The organism is Nocardioides iriomotensis, from assembly GCF_004168035.1.
Lineage (GTDB): Bacteria > Actinomycetota > Actinomycetes > Propionibacteriales > Nocardioidaceae > Nocardioides_B > Nocardioides_B iriomotensis.
Genome location: NZ_SDPU01000021.1, coordinates 1 through 17,192, shown reverse-complemented (window position 1 = coordinate 17,192; position 17,192 = coordinate 1). Strand labels below are relative to the sequence as shown.

Genomic DNA, 17,192 nt, shown 5'->3' with positions numbered 1-17,192 from the left:
AGTGCCCCCCTCAGAGCAGTGGTGTGACGGTCACCGGCAAGTTCCCCCCTGCCGACGACCGCGTGGTCCCGCCATTCTGTTCTCGCGGCGGGCGTGAGGAACGCCGATTCGCGTTTTGTTTACCATGTACCAGAAACATTTACTTTGGGGCGGTATGTCCCGCTTAAGGGGTTTCGTCGCCCTCGGAGCGCTGCTCGTCGTCCGGTACGACGACCGGACGCAGCCGCGCCCAGGCCAGGAAGCACGCCGCGAAGACGATCATCCCGAGACCGGCCCACAGGTTGATGTTGACCCCGTCGGCTCGGGCCAGCTCGTCGTCGGACGTGCCGACCAGACCGGTGGCGACGAGCACGACGCCGTACAGACCGATCAGCATCGAGATGAAGATGCGGATGTCGAACGCACCCGCCTTGTGGCCGGAGCTGGGCTGGGTCATGACGACTCCTTCGGGTTACCAGAACAGGATGTTGAGCAGGACGACCAGGGCCAGCGCGACGCCGGCGAGCCGGGTCGGCTGCTGGTGCCACGGCAGGCGCGAGACCTCTTCGTGCCGTCTGGTCCGTTCGCTGCGCGAGTAGACAAGACCCTCCAGCTCGTGCTCCGGCTTGGGCTCCGTGGCGAGGCTGACCACGACGGAGACGACGATGTCGACGACGAACGCCGCGCTGGCCGCGACGAACGCACCGCCCTGCTCTCCGATCCCGATCACGCCGAGCACGTCCTCGCTCAGCACCCAGACGCCGACCGCGGCCGCCGTACCGGCGACGAGGCCGGACCAGCCGGCCGCGGCCGTCATCCGCTTCCAGAACATGCCGAGGATGAAGGTCGCGAACAGGGGCGCGTTGAAGAACCCGAACAGCGTCTGCAGGTAGGTCATGACGTTGGAGTAGCTGGCCGCGAACGTCGCCGTGCCGATCGCGATCAAGGTCGCCGCCACCGCCGCGACCCGGCCGACTGCCGTGTAGTACGAGTCCTCCTTGTCCTTCACCAGGTAGGTCTGCCACAGGTCGTAGGAGAACACCGTGTTGAAGGCCGAGATGTTGGCGGCCATGCCGGCCATGAACGACGCGAGCAGGCCCGCGATCGCGACCCCGAGCATGCCGTTGGGCAGCAGGTCGCGCATCAGGTAGAGGATCGAGTCGTTGTACGTCGCGCCGCCGGAACCGTCCTCCTTGAACTGGACGAGCTCGTTGACGGTGACCGCGGCGATCATGCCGGGAATGATGACGATGAAGGGGACGAACATCTTCGGGAAAGCACCGATGATCGGCGAGCGCTGAGCCGCCGACATGGAGTTCGTCGCCATCGCCCGCTGCACCTCGACGAAGTTGGTCGTCCAGTAGCCGAACGACAGCACGAAGCCGAGGCCGAACACGATGCCGATCACCGACAGCACCGGGTTGTCGAAGCCGCTCAACGCCGTCCCCGGCCAGGACGACAGCTGTTCCCCTCCGCCTGGGGAGCCGGCCACCTTCTCCTTCAGTCCGTCCCAGCCGCCGACCTTGTTCAGACCGACCAGGGTGAGCGGCAGCAGCGCCGCCACGATCACGAAGAACTGGAGGACCTCGTTGTAGATCGCCGCGGACAGGCCGCCGAGCGCTGTGTAGGTGAGCACGATCGCGGCCGCCACCACGAGGGAGACCCACAACGGCCAGCCGAGCAGCACCTCGACGATGCTGGCGAGCAGGTACAGGTTGATGCCGGCGATCAGCAGCTGCGCGACCGCGAAGCTGATCGCGTTGACGAGGTGGGCGGCCGACCCGAACCGGCGGTTCATGAACTCGGGGACCGACCGCACCTTGGAGCCGTAGTAGAACGGCATCATCACGACGCCCAGGAACAGCATCGCCGGCACGGCGCCGACCCAGAAGTAGTGCACCGTCGGGATGCCGTAGTTGGCGCCGTTGGCGGACATCCCGATGATCTCCACCGCGCCGAGGTTGGCCGAGACGAAGGCGAGCCCCGTCACCCAGGCCGGCAGGGAGCGGCCGGACAGGAAGAAGTCGAGGCTGCTGGAGACCGAGCGTCTGGCGAGGATCCCGATCCCGATCACGAACGCGAAGTAGAACGCGATCAGCAGGTAGTCGATCCAGTTGGCGTCCAGCCGGAGCTGGGCGTCCGCCGCCAGAATCATGGTGTGCTCCTCGCAGGGGGTCCGAGCGGGGCCCCGGGACGAGGCCCAACAGATCCCATTCCCTCCTCCGGCCCGCGGTATGCATGGCCACCACGAACTGGTCCGGACGGTTCCCCTAGGGTCGGGTGCCATGAAGGTTCTCGTCACCGGCGGCGCCGGCTACCTCGGATCGATCACCGCCAAGGCGCTCGAGCAGGCCGGGCACACGCCCGTGATCCTCGACTCGCTCCTCACCGGGCCGCGGGTCTTCGTCAAGGACCGGATCTTCTACGAGGGCGACATCGCCGACCGCGACCTGCTCGCGCGGATCGTCGAGGAGCACCCCGACATCGACTGCACCATCCACATGGCCGCACGCATCGTGGTGCCGGAGTCGGTGGAGAAGCCCTACGAGTACTACCGCGACAACGTCGCGAAGTCGCTGGAGATGTTCGACCAGCTCGTCCGGCTCGGGAAGCCCCGCGTGGTCTTCTCCTCGAGCGCCTCGCTGTACGCGCTCACCCCGGAGTTCGAGGTGACGGAGGCGGACGGGCTCGCCCCGCAGTCGCCGTACGCCCGCACCAAGGGAATGATGGAGTCGGTCCTGCAGGACATGTGCGCGGCGACCGAGCTGCGCGCGGTGATCCTCCGCTACTTCAACCCGATCGGCTCCGACCCCGACCTCGAGTCCGGCATCTACGCCCGCGAGCCCTCGCACGTCATCGGCCAGCTGGTGATGGCGGCGCAGGGCCTGAAGGACTCCTTCACGATCACCGGCACCGAGCACCCGACGCGTGACGGCACGGGAATCCGCGACTACATCCACGTCTGGGACCTGGCGAAGGCGCACGTCGCGGCCGTCGAGCGGTTCGACGACGTGCTCGCCACGGTCGACGCGCCCAGCACCGTCATCAACATCGGCACCGGTGCGGGCGTCACCGTCCTCGAGCTGATCGCGGCCTTCGAGCGGGTCTTCGGCGAGAAGGTGCCGACCACCACGGCGCCACCGCGGCCCGGCGACGCGGTCGGCGCCTACGCCAACGTCGACAAGGCGCGCGACGTGCTCGGCTGGACCGCCGACCACACGCTCGACGAGGGCATCGCCTCCGCGCTCGCCTGGGGCAGCAAGCGCAAGGAGATCCTCGGCTATGCCTGACGAGACGCCCGGCGTGCTCGACATGTTCCGCCTCGACGGCAAGGTCGCGGTGGTCACCGGGGCCTCGTCGGGCCTCGGCGTCGCGTTCGCGCAGGCGCTCGCCGAGGCCGGGGCCGACGTCGCGCTCGGCGCCCGCCGGGTGGAGCGGCTCGAGGAGACCAAGGCGCTCGTCGAGCGTGCCGGTCGCCGCGCGATCACCGTCGCCACCGATGTCGCGCGGCCCGAGGACTGCCAGGCCCTCGTCGACGCGGCGATGGAGGCGTTCGGTCGGGTGGACGTGCTGGTCAACAACGCCGGCGTCGGCACGGCCGTCCCCGCCACCCGGGAGACGCCCGAGCAGTTCCGCGACGTCATCGACGTGAACCTCAACGGCTGCTACTGGATGGCCCAGGCGTGCGGCCGGGTGATGCAGCCGGGCAGCAGCATCGTGAACATCAGCAGCGTCCTCGGCATCACCACCGCGGGCCTCCCGCAGGCGGCGTACTCCGCCAGCAAGGCGGGGCTGATCGGCCTGACCCGCGACCTCGCGCAGCAGTGGTCGGGCCGCAAGGGCATCCGGGTCAACGCGCTGGCGCCCGGCTTCTTCGCCTCCGAGATGACCGACCAGTACCCCGACGGCTACCTCGACGCGATGCAGCCGCGGCTGGCCCTCGGCCGCAAGGGCGACGCCCGCGAGCTCGCCGCCGCCCTGGTGTTCCTCGCCTCGGCAGCGGGCGGCTACGTGACCGGGCAGACGCTCGCGGTCGACGGCGGCCTCACGATCACCTGACGTTCAGCCCGCTCACGGACGGCTCTGGGAGCGGGGTGGGACGATGGAGCCATGAGCAGCCAGGCGAACGCGCGCATCCTCCGGTCCGGCCTCACGCTGGACTTCCCGCAGTCTCTGGGGGTCTACGACGAGTACGCCGACGCCCAGAAGGCGGTCGACTACCTCTCCGACCACGCCTTCCCGGTCGAGAACTGCATGATCGTCGGCACCGACCTCAAGCAGGTCGAGCGCGTCACCGGCCGGCTGACCACCGGACGCGTCGCCCTCGGCGGACTGCTGTCGGGCGTCTGGCTCGGCCTCTTCGTCGGCCTGGTCCTGTCGCTGTTCGGCCAGGGCTCGGCGCTCGGCATCATCGCCTCCACCGCGGTGTTCGGCGCGCTGTTCGGCGTCATCTGGGCCCTGGCCGGGTACGCCGCCACGCGCGGCCGCCGCGACTTCAGCTCGGTGAGCCAGATCGTGGCGACCCGCTACGAGGTGCTCGTCGAGCACAAGCACGCCATCAGGGGGCGGGAGATGCTCGCGCAGATGCCCGGCCACAGGGCGGCGAACCCGTTCGCCTGAGCCGCGGTCCCGTCGCGCGCCACGGACCGGGTCAGAGGTCGCGGAGCAGCTCGTCGAGCTTCGCGTAGCCCTCGTGAACGCCGGTCTCCATGCCGCTGGCCAGCATCGCGTCGCGCCCCTCGATCGTCTCGAGCACCGACAGCGAGTCGATGCGGGTGCGGCCGTCGCCGAGGTCGACGAACGTGTGGATGTCGAGCGAGACGCCGTCGGGCATGCCCGCCCAGGTGAACGTCTGCACGATCCGCTCGTGCGGACGCACCTCGTGGAACGAGCCGTAGAACGACGCGACAACCTCGCCCTCGCGGACGGCGTCGTACCGGTAGCGACCACCGGTCGTCGCCTCCCAGGCGTCGATGTCCATGTCGATCGAGCGCGGGCCCATCCACCGGGCCACGAGCGCGGGGTCGGTCCACGCGCGGAAGACCAGCTCCCGCGGGGCGTCGAAGTCGCGGACGATCCGGCAGGTCGGCAGCTGCGGGTCGGCCTCGATGGTGGCGTGCTCGATCCGGTCGGTGCTGTGCTGGGTGGTGCTCATGGTCGGTCTCCTCGGGGTGTGTCGTCGTCGTTGTCCATCTCCGCGAGCAGCGCGTCGAGGCGGCTGAAGCGCTCCTCGGCCTGCCGGCGGTACCTCTCGATCCACTTCGTCATCAGGTCGAACACCTCGGCCTCCAGGTGCACGGGCCGGCGCTGCGCGTCGCGGCTGCGGCTGACCAGGCCGGCGTCCTCGAGCACCTTGAGGTGCTTGGACACCGCCTGCACGGAGACGTCGTAGGGGGCGGCCAGCTCCCCGACCGTCGCGTCGGCGACCGTGAGCCGGCTGACCATGTCCCGCCGGGTCGGGTCGGCCAGCGCGGCGAACACCCGCGAGAGCCGGTCCTCGGCCGCTGCACCCATCTCGTCCTCCGTCGTACTCAACCATCTGGTTGAACAACGGTACGGCGACCCGACGCGCGTTGTCAACCACTTGGTTGAACACGTCTGGATCGGTATCACCGGCTGCCGTCCGAACTCCTGACAAGTGGTCCCCCGGACTGGCAGGATCCGCGCAGGGTCTCTCGGGTCGCCGCGCGCTGCCACGCCGCCGGGGCGGTAGCGGGAGAGGCAGCGCGGTGGCAGGACGGATCCGAGGACGGCTCGGGCGGCGCATCAGGGCGTTCGCCGCCGTGCCGCTGCTGCGCCGGTTCGCCTACCACGCGCGGCGGCTCACCGGCGACGTCGACCGCGGCTTCTTCCTGCGCCTCGCCCTGGGCCTGGCCGCCGTGGTCTTCGTGGCGGCGTTGCTGGTCGCCGCGATCGAGGGTCCCCGCGCCAGCATCGGCGAGTTCGTCTCGACGTTGTCCGCGAGCTTCTACTGGGCCGTGACGACGGTGATGGGGTCGGGCGACGCGTCGTACGTCCAGACCCCGGCCGGGTACGTCGTCAGCTGGCTGCTCGTCCTGTTCGGCGCCGCGATCGTCGCCTCCATCACCGGCGCTCTCGTCGGTTTCGTCATCGACTTCCTGATCAAGGAGGGCCAGGGAATGGGAGCAGCCGGCTACCGCGACCACATCGTCGTGTGCGGGTGGAACCCGACCGCGCGCGAGCTCATCCAGGAGCTGGGCCACGACGAGTACACGACCCGGGTCGTGGTGCTGCACGCGTCGGAGAAGAACCCCGCCGGCCAGGGCGTCTACTTCGTCAGCGGGGACACCACGAGCGCCGAGGACCTGCGCCGCGCGGGCATCGAGGAGGCGATGGCGGCGGTCGTCTGCCCGGCCGACCCGTCCAACGAGGCCGACATGCGCTCGATCCTCACCGTGATGGCGATCGAGTCGATCGCGCCACAGGTGCGCACCGTGGCCGAGGTGAACAACCCCGCCCACGTCGAGCACTTCCGGCGGGCCCGGGCCGACGAGATCGTGGTGACCTCGCGGATCGCCTCACGGCTGCTGGCCCGCTCCTCGCTGTACCCCGGGCTCGCCGAGCTGGTCACCGACATCGTGTCGGGCGGCGACGGGTCGGAGCTCTACCGGGTGAACCTGCCCGACGCGTACGTCGGCCTCTCCGTCGACGACCTGTCGGCCCGGATGCGCGCCGACCACGGCGCGACGCTGCTGGCGGTGAGCCGTGACGGGCACGCCTACGTCAACCCGCCGACCGACTTCCGGATGCAGCCCGGCGACGACGCCGTGGTCGTGGCGGTGTCTCTCGGCACGCTGGCGCCGCTGCGGCTGCAGCACGACTGACCGCGTCGGAGGCCGTCAGAGCACGACGACGGTCTTCCCGGTGACCCGACCGGCCTCGAGGTCGTGCAGCGCCTGCCCCGCCTCGTCCAAGGAGTAGCGGCGCGTGACCACGGGCGCCAGCCCACCGGCACGGTGCACGGCCAGCAGCTCCTCGATCGCTGCGGCGGTGGGGCGCGCGAGCATGCCCGTCATCCGCTGGCCGGTGAACAGGCCGAGCAGCCGGGCACGGACCTGCCGCCCCAGGCCGCCGAGCAGCGGCCCGCCGTCCTCGCCGCCGACGATGACCAGGCGCCCCTTCAGCGCCAGCACCCGGCGCAGCTCGCGCACCGAGCGGTTGCCGGCGATGTCGAGCACGACGTCGTAGCCACCTCCCCGCGCGTCGATAGCCTCCCGCCGGTAGTCGATGACGTCCTTGGCGCCCAGCCCGCGCACGAAGTCGGCCTTGCCCTCGCTCGCGACGCCGACCACCTCGGCCCCGGCCGCGACGGCGAACAGGACCGCGAACGAGCCGACGGCCCCGGACGCGCCGATCACGAGCACCCGCTCCCCCGCGCCGATGCGGGCGTGCCGGTGCAGCGCCTGGTGCGCGGTCGAGCCGGGGTCGGTCATCCCGGCCGCCTCGGCGACGTCGAGGTCGTCAGGGCGGGCGACCAGCGCCTTCGCGTCGGCGAGGGCGTGCTCGGCGAACGTCGCCCGGCCCATGCCCATGACCGCGTCCCCGACCGACCACTGGGTCACCTCGGCGCCGACCGCGGCGACACGTCCGGTCACCTCGAGGCCGGGCACCGGGTTGCGCGGGCGCCGCAGCCCGAGGGCCAGGCGGACGGCGTAGGGCTTGCCGACCGCGAGGTGCCACGCGCCGCGGGAGACACCCGCCGCCTCGACCCGCACCAGGACCTGCCCCGGCCCCGGCTCGGGCAGCGGCCGCTCCTCGACCGCGAGCGCGGTGCCGTAGCCGTGCTGGACCGCGGCCCGCATCAGCCCGGGCGTCGCTTCCGACCTCTGGTCGTCCATGGGCGTCACATCCGTCTTCATCATGCCTCCTCGACTGTCTTACACTGTAAGGAAGAGTAGGCTTACATTGTAAGGAAGTCAATGGCCGAGAGGAACCGCATGCCGAACCGAGCCCGCCGCTCCCCCGCCGACCGCGCGCCCCTGACCCGCGAGGCGGTGGTCGAGGCGGCGGTGGCGATGGCAGACGCCGAGGGTCTCGACCGGCTGAGCATGCGGCGCCTCGGCGAGCGGCTCGGCGTGGAGGCGATGTCGCTGTACCACCACGTCCCGAACAAGACCGCCCTGCTCGACGCGATGGTCGACCAGGTGTTCGCGGAGATGGCCGTTCCCCAGGGGGACGACTGGCGCGCCGGGTTGCGCGAGCGCGCCGTGGCCCAGCGTGCGGCGCTGCGGCGGCACGGGTGGGCGCTGGCCGTCATGGAGTCGCGCGCCACCCCGGGCTACGAGACGATCCGGCACCACGACGCGACGCTCGGGTTCCTGCGCCGTACCGGCTTCACGGTCCGCGCCACCGGCCACGCCTACGCGCTGCTCGACGCGTACGTGATGGGCTTCCTGCTCCAGGAGCAGCAGCTGCCGTTCGACGACGCCTCCGCGCCCGACGTGGCGGCCGGCATCCTCGACCAGCACGCCGCCGTCGAGCTCCCCCACCTCGCGGAGTTCATGAGCGAGGTGGTGCTGGCGGGCGGCTACGACTTCGCCGACGAGTTCGACGTCGGCCTCGACCTGGTGCTGGACGCGGTGGGTGGGCTCCGCACCTAGAAAGCGAAAGACCGGCCACGAGGGCCGGTCTTGTCGTGTCTGGTGGAGCTGAGGGGACTCGAACCCCTGACCCCCTCCCTGCCATGGCCAGGATGAGAGAGCCGCTGCCAGCTGCGCCGAAAAGCAGCCAGGACGCGCGAAAGGCCGGTCCTCACGAACCGGCCTTCTCGGTGTCTGGTGGAGCTGAGGGGACTCGAACCCCTGACCCCCTCCATGCCATGGAGGTGCGCTACCAGCTGCGCCACAGCCCCGCCGCCCTGGTTCGGGCAACGGCGGAAATACTAGCGGGCGTCCCCCGCCCACACGAAATCGGGGGCGGCTCTCGCGGGCGGTCAGCCCTCGTCGGGGAGACGCTTCGGCGCGGTGTGCCCGGGCGTCACCGACTCGTTGTAGCCGGTGAGCCGCAGCCTGCCGCCGTAGGTCAGCTCCTCGAGCGTCACCCAGGCGCAGTTGTCGATGCCCTGGAGCGAGGTTGCGAGCTCGGCCGGCCAGCCGAGGAGCGCGACGACGCCGATCTTCAGGGAGGCGCCGTGCGTCACCGTGACGACGGTCTCCCCGGGGCCGGCGGCGTCGAGGGCGTCCTGGAGGGCGGGCCGCATGCGCTCCTCGACCTCGGGCGTGATCTCGGCACCGGGCAGCCGCGTCATGCCGTCGCCGCGCGCCCAGGCGGCGTGCTCGGCCGGGTACTTCTCGGCGAACTCCGGCATCGTCAGGCCCTGCCGCGCGCCGATGTCGAACTCCCGCAGCCGCGGGTCCTCGACGGCGCTCAGCCCGGTCGCCTTCTCGACGTACGTGCAGGTCTCGCGCGCACGGGCCAGGTCGGAGGTGAACAGGGCGACCGGCTCCAGCCCGGCGAGGTACGGCGCGGCCGCGGCCGCCTGGGCGTGACCGAGGTCGTCGAGCGGGATGTTCGCGTGGCCCTGGCCGCGGCCGATGGCGTTCCACTCGGTGCGGCCGTGCCGGAGCACGACGAGCCGGCGGCCGGGCTGCTCCTCCGCGTCCGGAGCGCCGGCCGTGTCGAGGTCGCGGGTCACTGCCCGCGGCCGGACGTGACCGTGGCGGGCAGGTCGATCAGCGGGCAGTCGCGCCAGAGCCGCTCGAGGGCGTAGAAGGACCGCTCCTCCTCGTGCTGCACGTGCACCACGATGTCGGCGTAGTCGATGAGCACCCAGCGGCCGTCGCGCTCGCCCTCGCGGCGGACCGGCTTGGCACCGATCTCGCGCAGCTTGTCCTCGATCTCGTCGACGATCGCCTTGACCTGACGGTCGCTGGGCGCCGAGCAGAGCACGAAGGCGTCGGTGATGACGAGCTGCTCCGAGACGTCGAAGGCGATGATGTTCTCGGCGAGCTTGTCGGAGGCCGCCTGGGCGGCGGCGACGACGAGCTCGAGTGCGCGGTCGGTAGCGGTCATGCGGTGGTTGTTCCTAGCGGGAGTCCGTCCTCGGCCGCGCCGGGCTTGCGGTAGAGGTTGTGCTTGTTGATGTACTGCACCACACCGTCGGGGACGAGGTACCACACGGGGTCCCCGGCGGCCTGGCGCTCGCGGCAGTCGGTCGACGAGATCGCCAGCGCGGGGATCTCCACGATCGTGACGCGGTCGCTCGGGATGCCGGCGAGCGTGGAGCGGTCCATCTCGTAGCCCGGCCGCGTGCAGCCGACGAAGTGCGCGAGCTCGAACAGCCCGGCCGCGTCCCGCCACGTGAAGATGTCGCCCAGGGCGTCGGCGCCGGTGATGAAGTACAGCTCGGCGTCCGGCATCAGCGCCTGGAGGTCCCGCAGCGTGTCGGCGGTGTACGTCGGGCCGTCCCGGTCGATGTCGACCCGGCTCACCCAGAACCGCGGGTTCGACGCCGTCGCGATGACCGTCATCAGGTAGCGGTGCTCGGCAGGCGACACCTGCCGCTCGCTCTTCTGCCAGGGCTGTCCCGTCGGCACGAACACGACCTCGCTCAGCCCGAACCAGGACTGCACCTCACTGGCGGCCACGAGGTGCCCGTGGTGGATCGGGTCGAAGGTGCCGCCCATGACCCCCACGCGGCGCCGGGTCGGGTGGGCGGAGGGACGCCCCTCGCGCTCACTCACCCGTCACCGTCATCGAGCAGGGGTCAGGAGTGGTCGCGGCCCGCACCGAACATCAGCAGACCGAGCATCAGCACGAGCAGCACGCCGAACACGCTGACGCCGACGACGTAGGGGCTGACTGCGGGCTCGTGGGCCGCGCCCTCGGACAGGGCGGGCACCACGGTCGTGACCAGAGGCGTGAGCGACATGGGCGTCACCCTATCGCGCCGGCCGCGCCCGGGACCGGGAGGCCGACGCGGACGAGCCGCACCACCGAGACGCTCTTGAGCACCAGCAACGCCGAGGCCGCGGCGAGCGCCAGCCAGGTCCAGCCCGTCGTCAGCAGCAGCACCGCGAAGATCGCGGAGTTGGCCGCCTTGGCCGGCTTGGACCAGTTCCAGACCCAGGTGGTGCGGTCGACGACGTAGAAGTAGTTGGGGCTGCGGATGGGCCAGGCCAGGAACGCCAGGGACAGGAAGCAGTCGACGACCATGAACTCCGCGAGGTAGACCATCACCGGCAGGGCGTACTCCGGGTGCAGCCACACCAGACCGAGGTAGAAAGCGGCCGCGCAGAACCGGTCGCAGAGGATGTCGAGCACCGCGCCGATCCGGGTCTCGCAGCGCGCGTAGCGGGCGACGATCCCGTCGGCGACGTCGCCGACCCAGTAGACGGCCAGCGACAGCACGAGCAGGCCGAGATGGCCCTCGACCGCGGCCCAGGCGGCCAGCGCGACGGCGGCCAGCGTGCGGACGACGGTCAGCACGTTGGCCGGGGTGCCCAGGCGCTCGGCCGCCGGGTCGGCCCAGACGTCCAGACCGGAGTCCTCGGTCACCGTCATGTGTTCAGGCTAGCCACGCGGACTCATCCGTTCAGGGACTTCTGCATGTGGCCGGGAAATCGCACGGAGAACCGGGTCTCCCCCACCAGCGCCTGGAGCCGCTCGGCCTCCTGGAGGACGGCCCGGCGGGTGCCGTCGGAGACCTCGAGGAAGTAGTGCGACAGGAACGCACCGTCCTCCCCCAGCGCCCACGCACCGACCACGCGGCCGTCTGCCCAGATCGTGGCGCCGGCGTTGCCGACGCTGTCGAAGGCGTCCGCGCAGGCCGGGTCGAGGTACCAGCCCCGGTCCTTCCAGCCCATCGTCGTCGGGTCGAGGCTCGGCAGCAGCGCGACCCAGGACGGCACCGGTGCGTCGTCGGCGCTCTCGGCGTCGCCGGCGGCGACCCAGCCGGGCCCGTCCTCGAGCTCGACGGCCTCGGCGCCGGCACCGGCGAGCGCGTGCTTGGTGAGCGCGACCGTCCAGCCGGTCCACCACTGCAGGTCGCGCTGCGTGACCGGCCCGAACCGGCGGAGGTAGGCGTCGGCGAGCGGCACCGAGCCCTCCTGCTCGGTCAGGTCGCCGACGCCGCCGGGCATCCAGGTGTCCATCGCGTCCCAGACGTAGGCACCGCTGACCCAGCTGCCCGCCGGGCGGGTGCGCACCAGCGCACCCTCGAAGCCGAGCAGCAGCGGGATCCGGGTGTGCGCCGAGATGGTCGCGGCGTAGGACTTGCCCGGCGCCAGCCCGATCGGCACGCGCAGCTCGGGGAGCTCCTCGCCGAGCCGCCGGGTGGTCATCGGGCCCTGCTCGTGCAGCAGGTCGAGGACCTGCTTGCGGGCCCCGGCGATCCACGCGTCGGCGTCGTCGCGGCCGGCGTCGGTGAGGAACTTCGCCGTGCGGCGGTGCTCCACGGCGGCCTGCTTGCGCGTGCAGGCGGCGTGCATCCACCGGACGACCTCGGGCCGCGCGATCCACAGCGTGCGGCGCATCGCGTGGTGCCGCACGAGCGCGCGGTCGTCGTACAGGCACCGCTCGACGGCCGGGATCGACGGGTGCGCCATCCGGGCGGCGGCCGAGAGGTGGACGGTGACCGGGTCGGTCGAGTGCAGCGCGACGACCGCGTCGGTGAGCGCGACGACGTCGTCGGTGCGCAGCGCCGGCAGCAGCAGGTGCCGCCGGGCCAGCCGGGCCCGGCGCTCCGCGGTCGTGAACCTGCGCGTCATGCCGGTCATCCTGACAGCCTGCGCCGACAGGCACCTGGGGTCACAGGCTCAGCGGACGTGTCCCTCCCCGGTGACGACGTACTTCGTCGACGTCATCTCCGGCAGCCCCATCGGGCCGCGGGCGTGCAGCTTCTGGGTCGAGATCCCGATCTCCGCGCCGAACCCGAACTCACCGCCGTCGGTGAACCGGGTCGAGGCGTTGACCAGGACGGCGGCGGCGTCGACGGCCGCGGTGAACCGGCGGGCGGCCTGCTGGGAGCGGGTCACGATCGCCTCGCTGTGACCCGACGAGTGGGTGCGGATGTGCGCCAGGGCGGCGTCGAGGTCGGGGACCACCGCGGCCGCGATGTCGAGGGCGAGGTACTCGCGGTCCCAGTCCTCGTCGGTCGCGGGTACGACGCCATCGAGGGCGCCGAACCGGTCGTCGCCGTGGACGGTGACGCCCGCGTCCTGGAGCGCGGTGACGACCCGCGGCAGGAACTCGTCGGCGACGTCGGCGTGCACGAGCAGCGACTCGGCGGCGTTGCAGACGGACGGCCGGTGGGTCTTGGCGTTGAGCACGATCGCCAGCGCCTGGTCGAGGTCGGCGTCGCGGTCGACGTAGACGTGGCAGTTGCCGACGCCGGTCTCGATGACGGGCACGGTCGACTCCTCGACCACCGACCGGATCAGCCCGGCGCCGCCGCGCGGGATGAGCACGTCGACCAGGCCGCGGGCGCGCATCAGCGCCTTGGCGGGGTCGTGGCCCTCCCCCGGCACCAGCTGGACGACGTCGGCCGGCAGCCCGCTCGCCTCGGCGGCCTCGCGCAGGACACGGACGATCTCGGTGTTGGAGCGCAGCGCGCTCGACGAGCCGCGAAGCAGGACTGCGTTGCCGCTCTTGAGGCAGATGCCGGCGGCGTCGGCGGTGACGTTGGGCCGGGCCTCGTAGATGATCCCGACGACGCCGAACGGCACCCGCACCTGGCGCAGCTCGAGGCCGTTCGCGAGCGTCGAGCCGCGGACGACCTCGCCGACGGGGTCGGCCAGTCCGGCCACGTCACGGAGCCCGTCGGCCATCCCGCGCACGCGGTCCTCGTCGAGCCGGAGCCGGTCGATGATCGCCTCGGGCGTCCCGGCCGCGCGGGCGGCGTCGACGTCGGCAGCGTTGGCCTCCCGGATCGACCCGGTGGCGGCCTCCAGCGCGTCGGCCATGGCGTGCAGCGCCGCGTCCTTGGTGGCCCGGGTCGCCAGCGCCAGGTCCACGGACGCCGCGCGGGCGCGGCGGGCGACGGACTCGACCTCGTTCATGGGGCAAGCGTAGGTCGCGCCGGCGGCTGTGCGGACCGCGTCCCGCCGCGCAGACGGGTCAGAACGGCAGCGGTGTGACGTCCTGCAGGTCGACGATCACGGAGTACTCCATGCCGCGGCTGAGGTAGACGCTGCGCTCCAGCACCTCCAGGCCGACGACCTCCCAGCGGGGCAGGCCGGCCGGCTCGCGGTGCTCGTTCCACACACGCAGGGCGAGGGACGAGGCGTCGAGGAGGCTGTCGGCCTGCTCCCAGTACTGGATCTCGGCGCGGCCGGCGGCGTACTTCAGCGAGTGCAGGAACGGCCTCTGGTCGGCCAGCCGACGCAGCCCGTTGCGCACGATGAGCGGCTCGAGCGGCTCGCCCGCCACCGTGATGGTGACGTGCCAGAGTCGGATCGCCTCGGTCACCTGCCGCTTCACCTCTCCCAGGGTCGGACCGTCGAACCAGCATCGCCCAGTGTTCCGGGGTTTGACCGGGACCGTGGCGGAACACGCGAAAACGGCCCGGCGGATGTCACCTCAGGACGACGAGGTCGTCGCGGTGCACGACCTCGCGCTCGTACGACGACCCGAGCTCGCGGGCCAGGTCGCGGGTCGACTTGCCGAGCAGGCCCGGCAGCTCGGCGGAGTCGTAGTTGACCAGCCCGCGCGCGACGACAGCGCCGCGCGCGTCCACGAGGTCGACCGGGTCACCCGCCACGAACGTGCCGGTGACGTCGGTGATGCCCGCGGGCAGCAGCGACGCGCGGCGCTCGACCAGCGCGTGGACGGCGCCGTCGTCGAGGTGCACACGGCCCTTGCCCTCGGTGGCGTGGGCGAGCCAGAGCAGCCGCGTCGGGCGGCGCTTGCCGGTGGGGTGGAAGACCGTGCCGACGTCGTCGCCGGCCAAGGCCGCGGCGGCCTGCGCGGCGGAGGTGAGCACGACCGGGATGCCCGCGCCGGTGGCGATCCGGGCGGCCTCGACCTTGGTCTGCATCCCGCCGGTGCCGATCCCGGCCGAGCCGGTCCGGCCGATGCTCACGCCGGCCAAGTCGTCGTCGGACGCCACGTCGGTGAGCAGGGACGTGCCGTCGTGCTCGGGGTTGCCGTCGTACAGGCCGTCGACGTCGCTGAGCAGCACCAGCAGGTCGGCGTGCACGAGGTGCGCCACGAGGGCGGCGAGCCGGTCGTTGTCGCCGAACCGGATCTCGGTGGTGGCCACCGTGTCGTTCTCGTTGACGATCGGCAGCACGCCCATCTCGAGCAGCTTGGCGAAGGTGCGGTAGGCGTTGCGGTAGTGGCTGCGGCGGGTGACGTCGTCGACGGTGAGAAGCACCTGGCCGACGGCGAGGCCGTGCCGGGCGAACTCCTCGGTGTAGCGGTGCACCAGCAGTCCCTGCCCCACCGACGCCGCGGCCTGCTGGGTGGCCAGGTCCCGTGGGCGGCGAGCGAGCGCGAGCGGCGCGAGGCCGGCGGCGATGGCACCCGAGGAGACGAGCACGACCTCGGCGTCCCGCGCCCGGACGGCGGCCAGCGCGTCGACGAGGGCGCTGACCCGGTCGGGGTCGATGCCGCCCTCGGCCGTGGTCAGCGAGGACGAGCCGACCTTGACCACGACCCGCCGGGCGGCGGCGAGGTGGGACCGCAGGCTCACGCGTCGTCCTGTCCGGTGGCGTCGGGGTCGTCCTCGCTCCAGCCCCAGTCCTCGGGCAGCGCGTCGCCGAGCTCCTCGGTGACGGCCGCGACGTCCTCCTCGCTGACGCCGAGGCGGCGGGCCACGTCGGCGCGGGTCTCCTCCGGGGCGCGGGTGGCCATCGCCTCCTGGATCGCGCGGCGGCGCCTGGCGGCGGGACGGGACTCCTCGAAGCGGCTGTCCTCGCCGCGGCGGCCGAGGATCTCGGCACCGGCGTCGAGCATGGGCTTGAAGTCGAAGACGACCGCGTTGTCTGCGTCGCCGATGAGCACCGCGTCGCCCTCCTCCGCGCCGAGCTGGAGCAGCCGGTCCTCCACGCCGAGGCGGTTGAGCCGGTCGGCGAGGAAGCCGACGGCCTCGTCGTTGCTGAAGTCGGTCTGCCGGACCCAGCGCTCGGGCTTCTCGCCACGCACGCGCCAGCCCTCGCCGGTCTCCTTGATCGTGAACTCGGGCCCGCCGGCGGCCGCCGGTGGCCGGATCACGATCCGAGTCGCCTCGACGACCGGCTTGGCGGCACGGGCGGCGGCGACGATCTCGGCCATCGCGAACGACAGCTCGCGCAGGCCCTCGTGGCTGGCCGCCGACACCTCCAGCACGGTCAGACCGCGCTCCTCGAGGTCGGGCAGCACGATCTCGGCCAGGTCGCGACCGTCCGGCACGTCGACCTTGTTGAGCACGACCAGCCGCGGCCGGTCCTCGAGCCCGCCGTAACGGGAGAGCTCGCCCTCGATCACGTCGAGGTCACTGAGCGGGTCGCGTCCCGGCTCCATGGTCGCGGTGTCGACGACGTGCACGAGCGCGGCGCAGCGCTCGACGTGGCGGAGGAAGTCGTGGCCGAGCCCGCGTCCCTCGCTCGCGCCCTCGATGAGACCGGGTACGTCGGCGACGGTGAACGTCGTGTCGCCCGCGGTGACGACACCGAGGTTGGGCACGAGCGTGGTGAACGGGTAGTCGGCGATCTTGGGCCGGGCCCGCGAGAGCGCGGCGATCAGGCTGGACTTGCCGGCGCTCGGGAAGCCGACCAGGCCGATGTCGGCGACGACCTTGAGCTCCAGCACGACGACGCGGTCGTCGCCGGGCTCGCCGAGCAGCGCGAAGCCGGGCGCCTTGCGCTTCGACGACGCCAGCGCGGCGTTGCCGAGCCCGCCGCGGCCGCCCTCGGCCACGACCATCTCGGTGCCGGCGCCGACGAGGTCGGCGAGGACGGTGCCCCGCTCGTCGGTGACGACGGTGCCGTCGGGGACGGGCAGCACCAGGTCGGCGCCGTGCCCGCCGTTGCGGTGGCCGCCGGCGCCGTGGCCACCGTGCTCGGCGCGCCGGTGCGGGCTGTGGTGGTAGTCGACCAGGGTCGTCACGTCGGGGTCGACACGGAGGATGACGCTGCCGCCGGGACCGCCGTTGCCGCCGTCGGGCCCGCCCAGCGGCTTGAACTTCTCGCGGTGCACCGACGCGACACCGTTGCCACCGCGCCCCGCGGTGACGTGCAGGGACACCCGGTCCACGAAGGTCGGGACGGCCATGG

The 17,192-nt window shown here is 72.0% G+C and carries 19 protein-coding genes, 1 tRNA gene and 1 pseudogene; 5 read left to right on the top strand and 16 right to left on the bottom strand.

Annotated features, from left to right (window positions below; all coding sequences use genetic code 11):
* Positions 1-163 precede the first annotated feature (163 nt).
* Positions 164-436, bottom strand: a complete 273-nt coding sequence (locus tag ETU37_RS09400) for a hypothetical protein (RefSeq protein WP_129987008.1) — start codon at positions 434-436, stop codon at positions 164-166.
* Between the two features lie 15 nt (positions 437-451).
* A complete protein-coding gene (locus ETU37_RS09395) occupies positions 452-2,134 on the bottom strand; it encodes a sodium:solute symporter family protein (RefSeq protein WP_129987007.1) in 1,683 nt (560 codons plus the stop codon).
* Between the two features lie 79 nt (positions 2,135-2,213).
* Between ETU37_RS09395 and galE the strand changes: the two genes are divergently transcribed.
* From galE to ETU37_RS09380, 3 genes are read left to right on the top strand one after another with little or no spacing between them, the layout of a single operon-like run.
* Entirely contained in the window at positions 2,214-3,269 is a 1,056-nt protein-coding gene (gene galE / locus ETU37_RS09390; RefSeq protein ID WP_420819103.1) for a UDP-glucose 4-epimerase GalE, read from the top strand.
* Entirely contained in the window at positions 3,262-4,038 is a 777-nt protein-coding gene (locus tag ETU37_RS09385) for an SDR family NAD(P)-dependent oxidoreductase (RefSeq protein WP_129987005.1), read from the top strand. The genes galE and ETU37_RS09385 overlap by 8 nt, the downstream gene beginning before the upstream one ends.
* A gap of 51 nt (positions 4,039-4,089) precedes the next feature.
* The gene (locus tag ETU37_RS09380; RefSeq protein WP_129987004.1) at positions 4,090-4,599 is read left to right on the top strand and encodes a YflT domain-containing protein; all 510 of its coding nucleotides are present in this window, start codon (positions 4,090-4,092) and stop codon (positions 4,597-4,599) included.
* A 31-nt stretch (positions 4,600-4,630) separates the two neighbouring features.
* Here ETU37_RS09380 and ETU37_RS09375 read toward each other — a convergent pair whose 3' ends face one another.
* Both ETU37_RS09375 and ETU37_RS09370 read right to left on the bottom strand, forming a co-directional pair.
* On the bottom strand, positions 4,631-5,134 hold the full coding sequence (locus ETU37_RS09375; protein ID WP_129987003.1) for an SRPBCC family protein: 504 nt from the start codon (positions 5,132-5,134) through the stop codon (positions 4,631-4,633).
* On the bottom strand, positions 5,131-5,493 hold the full coding sequence (locus ETU37_RS09370) for an ArsR/SmtB family transcription factor (RefSeq protein WP_129987002.1): 363 nt from the start codon (positions 5,491-5,493) through the stop codon (positions 5,131-5,133). The genes ETU37_RS09375 and ETU37_RS09370 overlap by 4 nt, the downstream gene beginning before the upstream one ends.
* A gap of 215 nt (positions 5,494-5,708) precedes the next feature.
* Between ETU37_RS09370 and ETU37_RS09365 the strand changes: the two genes are divergently transcribed.
* Complete coding sequence (locus ETU37_RS09365) at positions 5,709-6,824, top strand: potassium channel family protein (protein WP_129987001.1); 1,116 nt, start codon at positions 5,709-5,711, stop codon at positions 6,822-6,824.
* A 15-nt stretch (positions 6,825-6,839) separates the two neighbouring features.
* On the opposite strand, the gene ETU37_RS09360 is transcribed toward ETU37_RS09365, so the two are convergent.
* A complete protein-coding gene (locus ETU37_RS09360; RefSeq protein ID WP_206053829.1) occupies positions 6,840-7,862 on the bottom strand; it encodes an NAD(P)-dependent alcohol dehydrogenase in 1,023 nt (340 codons plus the stop codon).
* A 75-nt stretch (positions 7,863-7,937) separates the two neighbouring features.
* Between ETU37_RS09360 and ETU37_RS09355 the strand changes: the two genes are divergently transcribed.
* The gene (locus tag ETU37_RS09355) at positions 7,938-8,600 is read left to right on the top strand and encodes a TetR/AcrR family transcriptional regulator (RefSeq protein ID WP_129987000.1); all 663 of its coding nucleotides are present in this window, start codon (positions 7,938-7,940) and stop codon (positions 8,598-8,600) included.
* A 175-nt stretch (positions 8,601-8,775) separates the two neighbouring features.
* On the opposite strand, the gene ETU37_RS09350 is transcribed toward ETU37_RS09355, so the two are convergent.
* The 11 genes and pseudogenes from ETU37_RS09350 to obgE form a co-directional block, all read right to left on the bottom strand.
* Positions 8,776-8,851: transfer RNA gene (locus ETU37_RS09350), tRNA-Ala, on the bottom strand.
* A gap of 81 nt (positions 8,852-8,932) precedes the next feature.
* Positions 8,933-9,634 carry a histidine phosphatase family protein gene (locus tag ETU37_RS09345; RefSeq protein ID WP_165372471.1) on the bottom strand — a complete coding sequence of 234 codons (702 nt, stop codon included), beginning with the start codon at positions 9,632-9,634 and terminating at the stop codon, positions 8,933-8,935.
* Positions 9,631-10,011, bottom strand: coding sequence for a ribosome silencing factor (gene rsfS / locus ETU37_RS09340; protein WP_129986998.1), 381 nt, complete (start codon positions 10,009-10,011; stop codon positions 9,631-9,633). Before rsfS ends, ETU37_RS09345 begins: the two co-directional genes overlap by 4 nt.
* Entirely contained in the window at positions 10,008-10,682 is a 675-nt protein-coding gene (nadD, locus tag ETU37_RS09335; RefSeq protein WP_276319682.1) for a nicotinate-nucleotide adenylyltransferase, read from the bottom strand. The genes rsfS and nadD overlap by 4 nt, the downstream gene beginning before the upstream one ends.
* Before the next feature lie 23 nt (positions 10,683-10,705).
* Positions 10,706-10,870: a hypothetical protein gene (locus ETU37_RS23155; protein ID WP_165372469.1), complete on the bottom strand. Its 165-nt coding sequence runs from the start codon at positions 10,868-10,870 to the stop codon at positions 10,706-10,708.
* Between the two features lie 5 nt (positions 10,871-10,875).
* Positions 10,876-11,502, bottom strand: a complete 627-nt coding sequence (locus tag ETU37_RS09330) for a CDP-alcohol phosphatidyltransferase family protein (protein WP_129986997.1) — start codon at positions 11,500-11,502, stop codon at positions 10,876-10,878.
* A gap of 23 nt (positions 11,503-11,525) precedes the next feature.
* Positions 11,526-12,707, bottom strand: coding sequence for a winged helix DNA-binding domain-containing protein (locus ETU37_RS09325; RefSeq protein WP_165372470.1), 1,182 nt, complete (start codon positions 12,705-12,707; stop codon positions 11,526-11,528).
* Positions 12,708-12,755: 48 nt separating this feature from the next.
* Positions 12,756-14,024 (bottom strand): annotated as a pseudogene (locus tag ETU37_RS09320) (glutamate-5-semialdehyde dehydrogenase); the annotation flags it as partial.
* 31 nt (positions 14,025-14,055) lie between these two features.
* Positions 14,056-14,418 (bottom strand): hypothetical protein, encoded by a 363-nt coding sequence (locus tag ETU37_RS09315; RefSeq protein WP_206053827.1) that lies wholly within the window; start codon positions 14,416-14,418, stop codon positions 14,056-14,058.
* A gap of 94 nt (positions 14,419-14,512) precedes the next feature.
* Positions 14,513-15,631, bottom strand: coding sequence for a glutamate 5-kinase (gene proB / locus ETU37_RS09310; protein WP_129986993.1), 1,119 nt, complete (start codon positions 15,629-15,631; stop codon positions 14,513-14,515).
* Positions 15,628-17,190: a GTPase ObgE gene (gene obgE / locus ETU37_RS09305; RefSeq protein ID WP_129986992.1), complete on the bottom strand. Its 1,563-nt coding sequence runs from the start codon at positions 17,188-17,190 to the stop codon at positions 15,628-15,630. Before obgE ends, proB begins: the two co-directional genes overlap by 4 nt.
* Positions 17,191-17,192 lie beyond the last annotated feature (2 nt).